Below are 14936 nucleotides of genomic sequence, written 5' to 3' on the forward strand. Positions count from 1 at the left end.
GGAATTTTTTATGGCCCGTGTTGTCGACAATAATACGTATCATGTTGATCTTGCAGAGCTAATGCGGATCTATGAAACGAACTATGCGAAGTTGAATCGTTTGATACCTACTTCGCCAGTCGTTGGAGACGTACGTTGTTATCAGGCGGCTGCATTGACTTATCAATTAGAAGTCCTGGAAGTGACCAAGTACACAACATTGGTCGAAATTTGCCAAGATGATGAGCTTCCGGTTTTTCCTTTGCCTAAAATGACGGTTAGACTCTACCACGATGCCAGAGTTGCAGAGGTCTGCAATTGTGAACAGACCTCAAGAGTGAGTGCGCGTTACGATTACCCTAACGCGAAAATGCTCCAGAAGGACGAAAAGTTTCAGTTCAACCAGTTTTTAAGTGACTGGCTGACTTTTTGCCTAAAAAATGGAATTAGTCGAGCTCCGATCATGTATCGAAGCTAACAAAAGAATTTGATGTTCAGGTTTTTATATTTTGAAGACAGCGCCCAGTGATGAATCTCAGTTTAGTTGCGTCAGGTTACTGCAATTAACCGACACGCACCTGTTTGCGCCGCAAGATGGCTGCTTGCTGAGTGTAAATACTCAAGAAAGTTTTAATGCCGTGGTATCCGAAGTGATTAGCCAGGGCTCTGTGTTTGATGCCTTGCTGGCGACAGGTGATATTTCACAAGATCATACCGAAGCTTCCTACGAAAAGTTTGTTGCAGGCATTGAGCCTTTGGCACTTCCTTGCTATTGGTTGCCTGGCAACCATGATTATAAACCCTGCATGAACAGTGTTATCGACTCACCGTTGATTCAGGATGTCACTCATGCTTTGCTCGGAGAGCATTGGCAGGTGATTTTGTTGGACTCTCAGGTAGTGGGTGTGCCTCACGGTCGCTTAAGTGATGCGCAACTTGAGTTTTTGGATCGCAAGCTGTCCGAGTACAGTGAGCGCCATACGTTGGTGTTATTGCATCACCACCCAATATTAGTCAACAGCGCCTGGCTTGATCAGCATACTCTCAAAGACGCCCATGAGTTTTGGGAAGTAGTTGAAAAACATACCAATGTTCGTGCGGTACTGTGTGGGCATATTCACCAGGAACTAGACCAGAAGCGTGGAGATGTGCGGGTTCTCGCGACACCTTCCACCTGCGTGCAGTTCAAACCTAACTCCGATGAGTTTGCGTTAGATACCCGTTCTCCGGGTTGGCGTGAGATGGAACTTTACAGTGATGGTAATGTTGTGACTAAAGTAAAACGCTTGGCGAATGGAGCGTTCCGACCGGACTTTAACGCGGAAGGCTACTAATGACGAAAAAAGCCCCCTTGTTGCTGTACATACACGGTTTTAACAGCTCACCTTTGTCACTAAAAGCTCAGGTGATGAGCGATTATTGTCAGTCTCATCGTCCTGATATCAAAGTATTGATTCCTCAGATGCCTTGCTTCCCGCAGCAGGCCGCAGAGCTTTTACAGCAGTTGATCCAGAGTTATAAGGCCGATTACCGTATTGCCCTTGTCGGCAGTTCGCTAGGGGGCTACCTGTCAACCTGGTTAAATGCTCAATATGGATTCAAAGCTGTACTGGTCAATCCTGCTGTGCGACCTTATGAGCTGCTGTTGGATTTCTTAGGTGAGCAAGAGAATCCATACACCTTTGAGCGATATACGCTAGAACACAAACACATTGATGAGTTAAAATCACTGGATGTGACAGAGCTAAATAACCCGCAGGATTTTTGGCTCCTGCAGCAGGAAGGGGATGAGGTACTCGATTATCGTCAGGCTGTGGCCAAATATGCACATAGCAGACAGACGGTGGAGACAGATGGTGATCATAGCTTTGTCGGCTTTGAGCGTTTTCCTGAGCAAATCATTGAGTTCCTGGAACTTTAAATCGACGCATTTTTCGTCTCTGCTTGAGGAGACAGTCATAATTTTCTTTTCAACTTCCGCTTGAAACTTGACAACACTGACATAGAGCCAGACTATGATGTGTCAGTACTTACGCATACCCCCCGGAAGCGTGTCGCATTATGGCGATTCAACGTCTTCTGGCTAGGGAGTGGTCTGAACCACAAGTTTTTTTGCTGCTAAGTATCAATCATTATTTGAGTAAAATTTCCGTATTATGACAGAACAATATAATGCTGGAGCCATTGAGGTCCTCAATGGTCTTGAGCCAGTACGTCGCCGACCAGGGATGTATACGGATACAGTGCGCCCGAACCACTTGGGCCAAGAAGTCATCGATAACAGTGTCGATGAAGCGCTAGCCGGACATGCCTCTAAGGTACAAGTCATTCTGCATGCAGACCAGTCATTAGAAGTCATCGATGATGGTCGTGGTATGCCCGTCGATATTCACCCGGAAGAAAAAATTTCGGGTGTCGAACTGATTTTCTGTAAGCTGCACGCTGGTGGTAAGTTCTCCAACAAGAACTACCAGTTTTCTGGTGGTTTGCACGGTGTGGGTATTTCCGTTGTTAACGCCTTGTCCAAACGCGTGGAAGTAACCGTACGTCGTGACGGTCAGGTCTACGAAATGGCGTTTGAAAATGGCAACAAGGTACAGGAACTGACGGTGACTGGGACATGTGGTCGCCGTAATCGCGGAACGAGCGTCCATTTCTGGCCTGATGCGAGTTATTTTGACTCTGCCAACTTTTCCGTTACCCGTCTGGTCGGCAACCTGAGAGCCAAAGCGGTACTTTGTCCGGGACTCGAGATCACTTTCACTGACAAAGTAAACAACAAAGACTACAAGTGGTACTACGAAGATGGTCTGAAAGACTATCTGGCAGAGGGTGTAAAAGGTTACGCAGTTCTGCCTGAAGCACCATTTACCGGTGAATTCTCTGCAGAAACAGAAGCGGCAACCTGGGCGGTGATTTGGCAGCCGGAAGGCGGTGAGATGATCACTGAAAGCTACGTCAACCTGATCCCAACGGCTCAGGGCGGTACGCATGTCAACGGTCTTCGCCAAGGTTTGCTTGATGCGATGCGTGAGTTCTGTGAATTCCGTAACCTGCTTCCTCGCGGTGTAAAACTGACGGGCGATGACGTGTTTGAGCGTTGCTCATACGTACTGTCTATCAAGATGCAGGATCCGCAGTTTGCCGGACAAACCAAAGAACGCCTCTCTTCGCGTCAGTGCGCGGCGTTTGTATCTGGTGTGGTAAAAGATGCCTTTAGCTTGTGGCTGAATGAAAAGCCGCAACTTGCTGAGCAGCTAGCGGAAGTGTGTATTGCTAACGCTCACCGCCGTATGCGCGCCAGCAAAAAAGTGGTTCGTAAGAAGGTGGCTTCAGGGCCAGCGCTACCAGGTAAGCTCACTGACTGTTCACAACAAGACTTAAACCGTACCGAAATCTTCTTCGTGGAGGGTGACTCGGCGGGTGGCAGTGCCAAACAGGCACGTGATCGTGAGTTCCAGGCGGTGATGCCGCTGCGCGGTAAAATCCTCAACACCTGGGAAGTGTCGGCAGACCAGGTTCTGGCGTCGCAAGAAGTACACGATATTTCCGTGGCTTTGGGTATCGACCCAGATACGGAAAACCTCGACGGCCTTCGTTACGGTAAAGTCTGTATCCTTGCCGATGCGGACTCGGATGGTCTGCACATTGCTACGCTGCTTTGTGCGCTATTTACTAAACACTTCCGCTCATTGGTTTCAGCCGGGCACGTGTATGTTGCAATGCCACCACTGTATCGTATCGACTGTGGTAAAGAAGTGTTCTATGCCCTTGATGACGATGAAAAAGATGGCGTACTTGAACGTCTGAGCAAGAAGAAAGCGAAGATCAACGTTCAACGATTCAAAGGTCTGGGTGAGATGAACCCGCTGCAGCTGCGTGAAACAACGATGGATCCGAATACCCGTCGCTTGGTGCAGTTGACCATTGATGATGACGAAGCCACCAATGAGATGATGGATATGCTGCTTGGTAAGAAGCGTGCTGACGATCGTCGTAGCTGGCTACAAAACAACGGTGACATGGCTGAGGTATAACAATGTCGACTGAAATGTCTTTTGATGGCGTAGAACAGCTGCCTCTGCGAAAGTTCACTGAAGACGCCTATCTGAATTACTCAATGTACGTCATCATGGATCGTGCATTGCCTTACATCGGTGATGGATTAAAACCCGTGCAACGCCGCATTATTTATGCGATGTCTGAGCTGGGCCTGTCTGCATCGGCGAAATACAAAAAATCGGCACGTACCGTTGGTGACGTGCTGGGTAAGTATCACCCACACGGCGACTCTGCGTGTTATGAAGCCATGGTACTCATGGCGCAGCCGTTCTCTTATCGTTACCCGCTGGTGGACGGTCAGGGCAACTGGGGTGCTCCAGACGATCCAAAATCGTTCGCTGCGATGCGTTATACCGAAGCAAAACTGTCTAAGTTTGCTGAGGTGTTGCTTGGCGAACTCGGTCAAGGTACGGTGGAGTGGCAGCCAAACTTTGATGGCACCATGAAAGAGCCAAAGATCCTTCCGGCTCGTCTGCCACACATTCTACTGAATGGTATTACTGGTATCGCGGTTGGTATGGCGACCGATATTCCACCACATAACGTGCGTGAAATTGCTAATGCGACCGTGCATTTGATCGATAATCCGAAATCTGAGTTGTCAGAAGTGATGGAATACGTCAAAGGGCCGGACTACCCAACCGAAGCCGAAATTATTTCACCGAAGTCCGATCTGGAGAAAATCTACCGTACAGGTCGTGGTAGCGTGAAGATGCGTGCCGTTTGGCATAAAGAAGGCTCGGAAATCGTGATTACCGCGCTGCCGCATCAGGTATCTGGCGCTAAGCTACTTGAGCAAATTGCCAACCAAATGCGTGCCAAGAAACTGCCGATGGTTGACGATCTTCGTGATGAGTCAGATCATGAAAACCCAACGCGCATCGTTGTGGTACCACGCTCAAACCGTATTGATTGCGATCAGCTCATGAATCACTTATTCGCATCGACCGATCTTGAGAAGAACTTCCGCGTGAACCTCAATATGATTGGCCTCGACAACCGTCCACAAGTGAAAGGTCTGGTGCAAATCCTGAGTGAATGGATCGAGTATCGCCGCGAGACCGTGCGTAAACGTCTCCAGTACCGTCTTGATAAGATCCTGGCGCGTTTACACATCCTTGAGGGTTTGTTGGTTGCTTACCTCAACCTTGATGAAGTGATTGAGATCATCCGTACCGAAGATGAACCTAAAGCTGTGCTTATGGAACGTTTTGGTATCACGGACATTCAGGCCGATGCGATTCTGGACACCAAACTTCGCCACCTTGCGAAGCTGGAAGAAATGAAGATCCGAGGTGAACAGGAGGAGCTTGAAAAAGAGCGTGAGAAGCTTGAGAAGCTGCTTGGTTCTGAGCGCCGTATGAACACCTTACTAAAGAAAGAGATTCAAGCGGACGCTGAGAAATATGGCGATGACCGTCGCTCACCAATCGTTGAACGTGCGGAAGCCAAAGCAATGACTGAGCGTGATTTGGTGCCAAGTGAACCGATTACGGTCGTGCTTTCTGAGAAAGGCTGGATACGTCATGCTAAAGGGCATGATGTGGATCCGAGCGGTCTGAATTACAAAGCAGGCGATAAGTATCTAGCCTCGGCTCGCGGCAAGAGCAGTCAGCCAGCGGTCTTCCTCGGTAGCGATGGACGTAGCTATTCCCTTGAGTCACACTCACTGCCATCAGCTCGTAGTCAGGGTGAGCCAATCACTGGGCGTTTGAATGTTAATGCTGGCAGCAGTATTCGTCAGGTCGTGATGGGAGAAGAGTCTCAGCTCTGGCTCATTGGGTCCGATGCTGGCTATGGGTTTGTTTGTAAAGGTGCAGACTTGCTGTCGAAGAACCGTAGCGGTAAAGCGCTGGTCACCTTGCCTCAGGGCGCTGAGGTAATGACCCCATCGACAATTGGTGACTTGGATTCGGACGAAATTCTGGCCATAACGAATCAAGGTCGAATGCTGCTGTTCCCAATTAAAGATCTGCCACAGCTGGGTAAAGGTAAAGGCAATAAGATCATCAATATTCCATCGGCGAAAGCTAAGGCGAGAGAAGAGTTTGTCTCTCACCTATTGGCACTGCCTAAAGGTGCTGCGATCACCTTGTATGCAGGTAAACGCAAGTTGGGGTTGAAGCCGGGCGATCTGGAAAATTTCCGTGGTGAGCGAGGACGTCGAGGTGGGTTATTGCCGAGAGGCTTACAGCGTGTGACTCGCATCGAAATTGAGGCGCAGTCGACGGAGTTACCGGACGCGGATGACGAGTAAATGAAAGAAAAAATCTCCGAGCTTGCTCGGAGATTTTTTTACTATGATACGACTTAACCTCGCGTATCTTCGCCAACAGACACCTGAACGGTCAATTCTTTTCCTTCTCGGAGCAGTTTGACATCGACCGTGGTACCGGGACGTAAGTCAGTGACTAAATCCAGCACGCCTTGCCGGCCATTCAGCTTGTTACCGTCAATCATCAAAATGATATCCTGAACCTGAATGCCTGCTTTTGCCGCTGGGCCTTCTGGATCCAGCCCTAATACAATAATGCCGCCAATGTGTTCATTTCCCAGTAGGCGTGCGGTAACGGAATTGATATCTTGTCCATCGATACCGATATAGCCGCGAATTACCCGACCGTCGGCGATGATTTTTTCCATGATTTTACTGGCTAACGGATACGGTATTGCAAAGGAAATACCGTAGGTTTCCAGATCGGTGGCCTGTTGGAATGAAGCCGTGTTGATCCCTACTAATTCGCCCCGAGTATTGACCAGAGCACCACCTGAGTTGCCTTGATTGATGGCTGCATCGGTTTGGATAAATGCTTGTATACCGCCAGCGCTGATGGAAGAACGCCCAGTGGCTGAAATGATCCCAAAGGTGGTGGTTTGCCCCAGGTTGTATGGGTTACCAATAGCCAGCACCACATCGCCGACTTTGGGAGCATAATCTGGATTAAGTGGGATCACCGGAAGGCTTCCACCCTCGATACGCAGTACCGCGATATCTGTACGCTGATCTTTACCGACCAGTTGTGCTGCTGCCACTCGTCCGTCCTGCAAAGCGACGATGATTTGATCCGCATTCGCTACCACGTGATAGTTGGTGATGATGTAGCCTTTGTCACTAACAATCACGCCAGACCCTAACCCCTGAGTTGACAGAGTTGTGCGATCTTTTTCTTTATATTGTCGGCTGTAGATGTTAACGACTGCTGGGGCCGCCTGACGCACAGCCTGATTAAAGGATACCTGAAGGGTGCTGTCATCTGCAGGTTGAACCACGAGGTTTTTGGGTATGATGCTCTGTCTTAGAGAAGGAACCGCTAGTAGCACCAGGAGCGCTGTAATGAGACCCATAGATACAGAGCGGATAAGAAAATTCAGCATCGTTTCCTCTAGTTTGCTTAAAAATAGGCACTGTAGCCCACTACATCAGCGTCACGAAGCCCAGCGTATAATTGACGCTGGAAACGACAGATATAAGGATAGAGGATATCATTTTAATCTCAAATAACAAAAGAGCAGCCTGAAACCAGTCTGCTCTTTTACCGAGAATTTGCTTATTTTGTGAGCTTCTAGCGCACAACTAAGTAAATGTTGCGGTCACCACGTTGAATATTGAGGGCCAGAACTCCTGGTTTTTTCTCCAGGATTTTGCGCAGTTCACCGACATTTTTCACACGTGTACGGTTGACACCGATGATGATATCTCCCTGCTCTAATTGGTATTGAGCGGCAGGTGAGCCTTCTTCCACCGACTTCACTTTGACGCCTTCAACCGGGTCACTCTTGTCTGTATTAGCGAATTCAGCCCCTGTCAGGCCTTCATGCAGTTTGTCCGCTTTTGTGATGGTCTTGGCCGCTTCTGTTAAGGTGACGTCAAATGACTTCTCTTTGCCATCCCGGACGACTCCCAGAGTGATGGTTTTACCCGCTCCTAAAGTGGCGACTTTGGCACGAAGTTCACTGAAGGTGGAAATCTTCTTACCGTTTACCGAGACAATAATATCTCCGGCTTCGAGTCCTGCCTTATCGGCTGCACTATCAGGGATAACCTGACTAACGAATGCGCCTTTACTCGAGTCATAGCCTAGGGCTTCCGCCAGTTCAGAGGTGACTTCGCCTCCCTGGACACCAAGCATTCCCCGTTTAACTTCGCCAAACTCGATAATTTGCTCGGTCAGGTTTTTCATCATGTTTGATGGAATCGCAAAACCGATGCCTACGTTACCGCCATTAGGCCCCAGGATCGCGGTGTTAATACCAATGAGCTCTCCGTTCAGATTGACCAGGGCACCTCCCGAGTTGCCAGTGTTGATTGCCGCATCGGTCTGAATGAAGTTTTCGAAGTTTTCGAGGTTCAGTCCACTGCGCCCAAGTGCAGACACTATGCCCGATGTAACGGTTTGTCCTAAACCAAATGGGTTACCAATAGCCACAGTAAAGTCACCGACGCGCAACTGGTCGGAGTCAGCCACCTTAATTTCAGTCAGGTTCTTTACGCCATCCACTTTAAGCAGTGCGACGTCAGACATTTCGTCACCACCCACGAGTTCAGCATCAAACTCTCTACCATCGTGTAATTTGATGCGTATCTCTTCGGCACCATTGATTACATGATAGTTAGTCACGATATAGCCTTTGTCGGCACTGATGACCACACCAGAGCCTAAACCGCGGAAAGGTCTCTCTTGCAGTTGCTCTGTTGGAAAGTCAGGACCAAAGAAAAAACGAAATTGCTCAGGTAAGCGCTGACGGGAAACCTGAGTACCTTCTACCGCAATGCTGACTACTGCAGGGGTGACCTTCTCTAGCATAGGGGCCAGGCTCGGTAACTGCTCGCCATTAACGGACAGGGGAAGGGCAGCGGTTGCAGGTAGTGGGGTGATGATTGAACTCAAGCTTAACGATAGAACAGTTAATGCAAGCAATGGTTTTTTCATCATAAAACTCCTCTATGGATCAGTAAGGGTTATGACTCAACAAATACTACAAAGTTCACATAAAATGTTGAAACGGCCAGCAATGCGTTCACTTGCTGGCCGTTTTCGATAGGTGGTGTTACGAGGCTTTAGCGGTAATAGGCTCTTGGGAAACCGCTTCGGGAGCCTCAATGACCTCTTTCTTTTCTTCCCGGAGCAGACCCGTTGCACCATTGACGTAGTCTTTTGGTGGTTGCTCTACCGAATTCACATCCTGAGCTTGTTCGATATTGTGCTCTGCGATTTTCTTGATAAATGGATTGTCCTGCTCTGGCAGGTTAGGCAGTAACTCGCTCGATGTTTTTGCCATGTGCTGATAAAGCTTAGTGTAGTCTTTTCCCAGAATATCCAGCATCTCTGCTGTTTGTGCAAAATGATCTGACAGCTCTTGACGCTGCTGCTCCAGCGCAAATTTAGCCGATTCAAGGTCTTTCTGGATAGTCTTTTGTTTCTTGTATTGTGGAGTAGTCAGTCGGGAAATCACAATTCCTAGAATAGCACCAACTAGCAAGCCGACAATGGCATATATCCAAGGCATAACAGCTCCTTTATAATGATTATTAACATGCGCGTTACCATGTGGTTACACACGTCGTTCAGCCATGTTACTATGAGAATTCAAGCCAATAAAGCAAAAATACGCCAATAATGGCAGTTGGATCAGTGTTGCGAGTTATCCATGACGCCCATAGAAAAATACAATAATGATATTGAAACAAATGGTTTCCAAAGTGACCCCGCACAAAGGAAGGCCGTAGAAGCCCTTGACGAGTTACACCATCGGTTTGTGGACTATCTGAACTTTGAAGCCCCGCCGTTAACGATGATACAAAAATTATTAGGTAAGAAGCCCGAGGAGGCCATACCACCTCAGGGGCTCTACTTTTGGGGAGGTGTCGGGCGAGGTAAAACCTACCTGATGGACGCGTTTTTTGACAGTTTGCCCACGACGCAGAAAATGCGAGTTCACTTTCACCGCTTTATGTACCGTGTCCATGACGAACTAAAGCGACTCGGTGACACGCCTGACCCGTTGGAGCATGTCGCCGATACGTTTGCTTCCGAGGCACAGATTATTTGTTTTGATGAGTTTTACGTGTCCGATATCACCGATGCTATGATTCTGGCCACATTATTACAGGCGTTGTTTCATCGAGGAGTGGTGTTGGTGGCGACGTCCAACATTCCGCCAAAAGATTTGTATCGCAACGGTCTACAGCGTGCCCGTTTTATGCCGGCGATTGCATTGATTCAGAGTAATTGTCAGATACTCAATGTCGATAGTGGTATTGACTATCGCTTGCGCACCTTAGAGCAGGCTGAAATTTACCATTTCCCGTTAGATGATATTGCTCAGCAGAATTTGAAGCGCTATTTCAGCCAGTTAGTGACTGAAGACAGGGTTCAGGAGCGATCTATCGAAATCAATCACCGTGATATCGAGGTGATTGCGTCTGCTGACGATGTGTTGTTTGCCAGTTTCGAACAGTTGTGTCAGACCATGCGTAGTCAGAATGATTATATTGAGATGTCGAGGATATATCACACGGTGTTGTTGGCGGATGTTAAACAGATGGGGGCGAAACTCGACGACGCGGCAAGGCGCTTTATTGCGCTGGTGGATGAGTTTTATGAACGACGGGTTAAGTTGATCATTTCAGCAGAGGTGGCACTGGAAGAGATCTATACACAAGGTCAGTTGGAGTTTGAGTTTAAGCGCTGTATTTCGCGTCTGACAGAGATGCAGAGTCATGACTATTTAGCTTCAGAGCATCTACCTTGATGTTTTTGGTAAATTTGTCCAAAAAATAGATGATTTTTTCCTCGAGCTTCTCTATAATCCTGCGACCCACCGTTACTGCAGGCTAGTTTCTATGAAACAAATAGCCGAGAGTTTCAACACTCGAAGGGGTGATGTATGGGCTCTTAGACAGTGGGAGCGAAAGCTCCTTAAGTGTAAATTTAATTAACGGGTTATTATTAGCATGAAAACTTTCGTTGCTAAACCAGAAACTGTAAAACGCGACTGGTACGTTGTAGACGCTGAAGGTAAAACTCTTGGTCGTCTAGCAAGTGAAATTGCATCTCGCCTACGTGGCAAACATAAAGCTGAATACACTCCACACGTTGACACTGGTGACTACATCATCGTTGTAAACGCGGAGAAAGTTACTGTAACTGGTAACAAGGCTAAAAACAAAGTTTACTACCGTCACTCTGAGTTCCCAGGTGGCCTAAAGTCAATCACTTTTGAAAAGCTGATTGATCGTAAGCCTGAAATGGCTCTTGAGCTAGCGGTTAAAGGTATGCTACCACGTGGTCCTCTAGGCCGTGCTATGTACCGTAAGCTTAAAGTTTACGCTGGCGCTGAGCACAACCATGTTGCTCAACAACCACAAGTACTAGACATCTAATCGGGGATTTCGAAAATGGCAGAGAATCAATACTACGGCACTGGCCGTCGCAAAAGCTCAGCTGCTCGTGTTTTCATCAAACCAGGCACTGGCAACATCGTAGTTAACAAGCGTGAACTAGAAACTTACTTCGGTCGCGAAACTTCTTGCATGGTAGTTCGTCAGCCTCTAGAGCTAACTGAACTAACTGAGAAGCTAGACCTATTCGTTACTGTTAAAGGTGGCGGTATTTCTGGTCAAGCAGGTGCTATCCGTCACGGTATCACTCGCGCGCTAATGGAATACGATGAATCTCTACGTCCTGCTCTACGTGCAGCTGGCTACGTTACTCGCGACGCTCGTTGCGTTGAGCGTAAGAAAGTTGGTCTACGTAAAGCACGTCGTCGTCCACAGTTCTCTAAGCGTTAATTTCTCCTTACCGGGAAATTATGCTTTCCAGTTTTATACTGGAATGTGGTTCAAAAGCTCAGCCAATCGGCTGGGCTTTTTTGTTTTTTGTCGATTACTAACCCTTCAAAATTGTTCAACTCCTCATATTAGACTTTGCTTTTCGTCCCTTTTGTGAACTAGCAAGCGATTTACCGCTATAGATGTTACGAAAAGGTAGCTTTATCTTGTCAAAAAGTAGGGTTTTCTTTATCATTTGCTATCAAATAAATACAACTAAAATTCGTATTTTGTTAGCCATGCTCTGCTGGTCGGAATCGATGTCTGAGCAGACTCAAGTAGCCAAACTATTCAACTAAACTTGGCTCGTTCAATTCAAGGAAAATAACCCAAGGAATGGTTCCCCATACGGTTATTTAAACTGAAAGAGCAACTTGGATTCGCTCAGTGTTGACCCAAAGGAGCAAATGGGAGAAATGTTGGATGAGCAATGCGCCTTTAAATAACGGTCGCAGGCGTTTCCTTACTGCTACAACTGCGGTTGTCGGTGGTTTGGGAGCAGCTGCAGTCGCCGTTCCTTTTATCAAATCTTGGAACCCAAGTGCCAAAGCTAAAGCTGCTGGTGCCCCTGTAGAGGTGGATGTCAGTAAGCTCGAAGAAGGTCAAATGGTCCGTGTCGAATGGCAAGGAAAACCCGTTTGGATCGTCAGACGAGCCCAGTCTGTTTTGGACAATCTGGCCAATCTGGCCGGACAATTACGTGATCCTGAATCTGCTGAAGAGCAGCAACCAGACTACGCACAAAATATTTACCGCTCAATTAAACCTGAGTATTTTGTTGCTGTCGGTTTCTGTACTCACCTAGGGTGTTCACCTACCTATCTTCCTGATTCTTTTAGTGAACAAGTTCAAGGTGTGAAGTCTGGTTTCTTCTGCCCATGTCATGGTTCGAAGTTTGATATGGCCGGCCGAGTTTTCCAAAACGTACCCGCGCCACTCAACCTGGTCATTCCGAAGCACATGTACTTGAGTGATACCAAAATCCTTATTGGTGTTGATGAGGGGGATGCATAATGCAAGCGTTACTTGATTGGGTAGAAAAACGTCTACCAGCGATGAATGCTTATAAAAAGCATCTGTCCGAATACCCAATGCCAAAAAACTTTAACTTTTGGTACTTGTTTGGTTCACTCGCCATGCTGGTTTTGGTTAACCAGATCCTAACGGGCATCTGGCTAACAATGAATTATGTACCTTCTGGTGAAGGTGCGTTTGCCTCTGTTGAATACATCATGCGTGATGTGGAATACGGCTGGCTACTTCGCTATATGCACTCAACAGGTGCCTCTGCCTTCTTTGTTGTTGTTTACCTGCATATGTTCCGTGGTCTTATCTACGGCTCATATCAAAAGCCGCGTGAGTTGCTATGGGTATTCGGCATGCTTATCTTCCTCGTGTTGATGGCCGAAGCCTTTATGGGTTACCTACTTCCTTGGGGGCAAATGTCTTACTGGGGAGCGCAGGTAATCATCTCGCTATTTGGTGCTATTCCAGTTATAGGCGATGACCTGACCCTATGGATCCGTGGTGATTACATCATCTCAGGTGCAACGTTAAACCGCTTCTTCGCACTACACGTGATTGCATTGCCAATCGTACTGCTATTGTTGGTTGTGCTGCACGTACTCGCTCTACATGAAGTCGGTTCAAACAACCCAGATGGTATCGAGACTAAGCTTCCGAAAGGCAGCATGGGCGACGACTACAAAACGCAATTCAAGTTCCACGATTACTACAGCAAGAAATACGACATCATCGATTCGATTCCTTTCCACCCTTACGGTACGGTAAAAGACTTGGTTGGTGTAGCAGGCTTCTTCTTCCTGTTCTGTTACGTGTTGTTCTTTAACCCGGAGATGGGCGGTTACTTCCTTGAGCCACCTAACTTTGAAGCAGCGAACCCGCTGAAGACACCTGAGCACATTGCTCCAGTATGGTACTTCACTCCGTTTTACGCGATTTTGCGTGCGGTACCAGACAAGCTACTAGGTGTTGTTGCAATGGGACTATCGATTGTATTCCTGTTCCTGCTTCCTTGGTTCGACCGTTGTAAAGTTCGCTCTTATCGCTACAGAAGTAAGATTCACCTAATCAACATCATCCAGTTCACCATTAGCTTTATTGCTTTGGGGATTCTTGGTGCGCTACCAGCGACGCCAACGTATACGCTACTGGCTCAGATCTTCAGTTTAGGTTACTTCATGTTCTTCGTTCTGCTGTTCTTCTACAGTAAGAATGAAAACACCAAGCCATTGCCAGAGAGGGTGACATTCAAATGAAAAAGTGGATTGTAGTACTTTTCGCATTGCTGCCATCTCTAGCACTAGCGGCTGGTGGTAATGTAAATCTTGATAAAGCAAACAATGATTTGACGGACAAAGCGTCGCTTCAAAACGGTGCTAAGCTGTTTATGAACTACTGCTTTGCATGTCACTCGACGCAGTATCAGCGCTATGAGCGTGTCGCGACTGACTTGGGTATCCCAGTCGATCTGGCCAAAGAAAACCTAGTTTTCGATCCAGAAGCAAAGATCGGTGACCTGATGGTTAACGCTATGCCTCAGAAACAAGCTGCGGCTTGGTTTGGTGCTGCGCCACCGGATCTTACCCTGGTTGCTCGTGTTCGTGGTGTGGACTGGTTATATACTTATCTACGCACGTTCTACGTCGATCCAAGTCGTCCGTTTGGCGTCAACAACACCACATTCCCAAATGTTGGTATGCCTCATGTTCTTGAAGAGCTACAAGGTATTCCAACGCCGATCTTCGAAACCAAAGTGGTTGATGGTGAAGAAGTTCAGGTGATTGTTGGTACTGAAGCCAATGGTCGTGGTGAACTTAGCCCTAGTGAATACGATGACGCGGTTCGTGATTTGGTGAACTTCCTGGAATACTCCGGTGACCCGGTTAAGCTTGAGCGCCATGCGCTTGGTTGGTGGGTGATGGCATTCCTTGTGATCTTCACGATTGTCGTTGTATTGCTTAAGAAAGAGTATTGGCGTGATGTTCACTAATTGTGCTATAATTTCGCGCTAATTCCAAATTTGTTCACAATGGAGGCGATG

14 protein-coding genes are annotated in these 14936 nt (G+C 47.5%); 11 read left to right on the forward strand and 3 right to left on the reverse strand.

The features are described from left to right. Positions 1–10: 10 nt before the first annotated feature. The 5 genes from C4S60_RS08975 to parC all read left to right on the forward strand — a co-directional run bounded on the left by C4S60_RS08975 (position 11) and on the right by parC (position 6298). A complete protein-coding gene (locus tag C4S60_RS08975) occupies positions 11–457 on the forward strand; it encodes a DUF1249 family protein (RefSeq protein WP_103880011.1) in 447 nt (148 codons plus the stop codon). A gap of 31 nt (positions 458–488) precedes the next feature. Further along, on the forward strand, positions 489–1313 hold the full coding sequence (gene cpdA, locus C4S60_RS08980) for a 3',5'-cyclic-AMP phosphodiesterase (protein WP_103880012.1): 825 nt from the start codon (positions 489–491) through the stop codon (positions 1311–1313). Beyond that, entirely contained in the window at positions 1313–1900 is a 588-nt protein-coding gene (gene yqiA, locus C4S60_RS08985; RefSeq protein ID WP_103880013.1) for an esterase YqiA, read from the forward strand. Before cpdA ends, yqiA begins: the two co-directional genes overlap by 1 nt. Before the next feature lie 235 nt (positions 1901–2135). Continuing rightward, positions 2136–4016, forward strand: coding sequence for a DNA topoisomerase IV subunit B (parE, locus tag C4S60_RS08990; protein ID WP_103880014.1), 1881 nt, complete (start codon positions 2136–2138; stop codon positions 4014–4016). Between the two features lie 2 nt (positions 4017–4018). Then, positions 4019–6298 carry a DNA topoisomerase IV subunit A gene (parC, locus tag C4S60_RS08995; protein WP_103880015.1) on the forward strand — a complete coding sequence of 760 codons (2280 nt, stop codon included), beginning with the start codon at positions 4019–4021 and terminating at the stop codon, positions 6296–6298. 53 nt (positions 6299–6351) lie between these two features. On the opposite strand, the gene degS is transcribed toward parC, so the two are convergent. The 3 genes from degS to zapG all read right to left on the reverse strand — a co-directional run bounded on the left by degS (position 6352) and on the right by zapG (position 9549). Next, entirely contained in the window at positions 6352–7416 is a 1065-nt protein-coding gene (gene degS / locus C4S60_RS09000; RefSeq protein ID WP_103880016.1) for an outer membrane-stress sensor serine endopeptidase DegS, read from the reverse strand. Between the two features lie 188 nt (positions 7417–7604). Continuing rightward, positions 7605–8972 (reverse strand): Do family serine endopeptidase, encoded by a 1368-nt coding sequence (locus C4S60_RS09005; RefSeq protein WP_103880017.1) that lies wholly within the window; start codon positions 8970–8972, stop codon positions 7605–7607. A 118-nt stretch (positions 8973–9090) separates the two neighbouring features. Further along, positions 9091–9549: a Z-ring associated protein ZapG gene (gene zapG, locus C4S60_RS09010; protein WP_103880018.1), complete on the reverse strand. Its 459-nt coding sequence runs from the start codon at positions 9547–9549 to the stop codon at positions 9091–9093. Between the two features lie 141 nt (positions 9550–9690). Here zapG and zapE point away from each other — a divergent pair, with 141 nt between their 5' ends. The 6 genes from zapE to C4S60_RS09045 all read left to right on the forward strand — a co-directional run bounded on the left by zapE (position 9691) and on the right by C4S60_RS09045 (position 14885). Then, positions 9691–10794 carry a cell division protein ZapE gene (zapE, locus tag C4S60_RS09015; RefSeq protein WP_103880019.1) on the forward strand — a complete coding sequence of 368 codons (1104 nt, stop codon included), beginning with the start codon at positions 9691–9693 and terminating at the stop codon, positions 10792–10794. Positions 10795–10996: 202 nt separating this feature from the next. Then, positions 10997–11425, forward strand: coding sequence for a 50S ribosomal protein L13 (gene rplM / locus C4S60_RS09025; RefSeq protein WP_006075739.1), 429 nt, complete (start codon positions 10997–10999; stop codon positions 11423–11425). Positions 11426–11440: 15 nt separating this feature from the next. Beyond that, the gene (gene rpsI / locus C4S60_RS09030) at positions 11441–11833 is read left to right on the forward strand and encodes a 30S ribosomal protein S9 (protein ID WP_103880020.1); all 393 of its coding nucleotides are present in this window, start codon (positions 11441–11443) and stop codon (positions 11831–11833) included. A gap of 462 nt (positions 11834–12295) precedes the next feature. Continuing rightward, complete coding sequence (gene petA, locus C4S60_RS09035) at positions 12296–12886, forward strand: ubiquinol-cytochrome c reductase iron-sulfur subunit (RefSeq protein ID WP_103880021.1); 591 nt, start codon at positions 12296–12298, stop codon at positions 12884–12886. Beyond that, complete coding sequence (locus C4S60_RS09040) at positions 12886–14151, forward strand: cytochrome b (RefSeq protein ID WP_042501117.1); 1266 nt, start codon at positions 12886–12888, stop codon at positions 14149–14151. The genes petA and C4S60_RS09040 overlap by 1 nt, the downstream gene beginning before the upstream one ends. Continuing rightward, positions 14148–14885, forward strand: a complete 738-nt coding sequence (locus C4S60_RS09045; RefSeq protein WP_103880022.1) for a cytochrome c1 — start codon at positions 14148–14150, stop codon at positions 14883–14885. The genes C4S60_RS09040 and C4S60_RS09045 overlap by 4 nt, the downstream gene beginning before the upstream one ends. Positions 14886–14936: the final 51 nt, after the last annotated feature.

Origin of the sequence: Vibrio hangzhouensis, assembly GCF_900107935.1 — a bacterium.
GTDB classification, from domain to species: domain Bacteria; phylum Pseudomonadota; class Gammaproteobacteria; order Enterobacterales; family Vibrionaceae; genus Vibrio; species Vibrio hangzhouensis.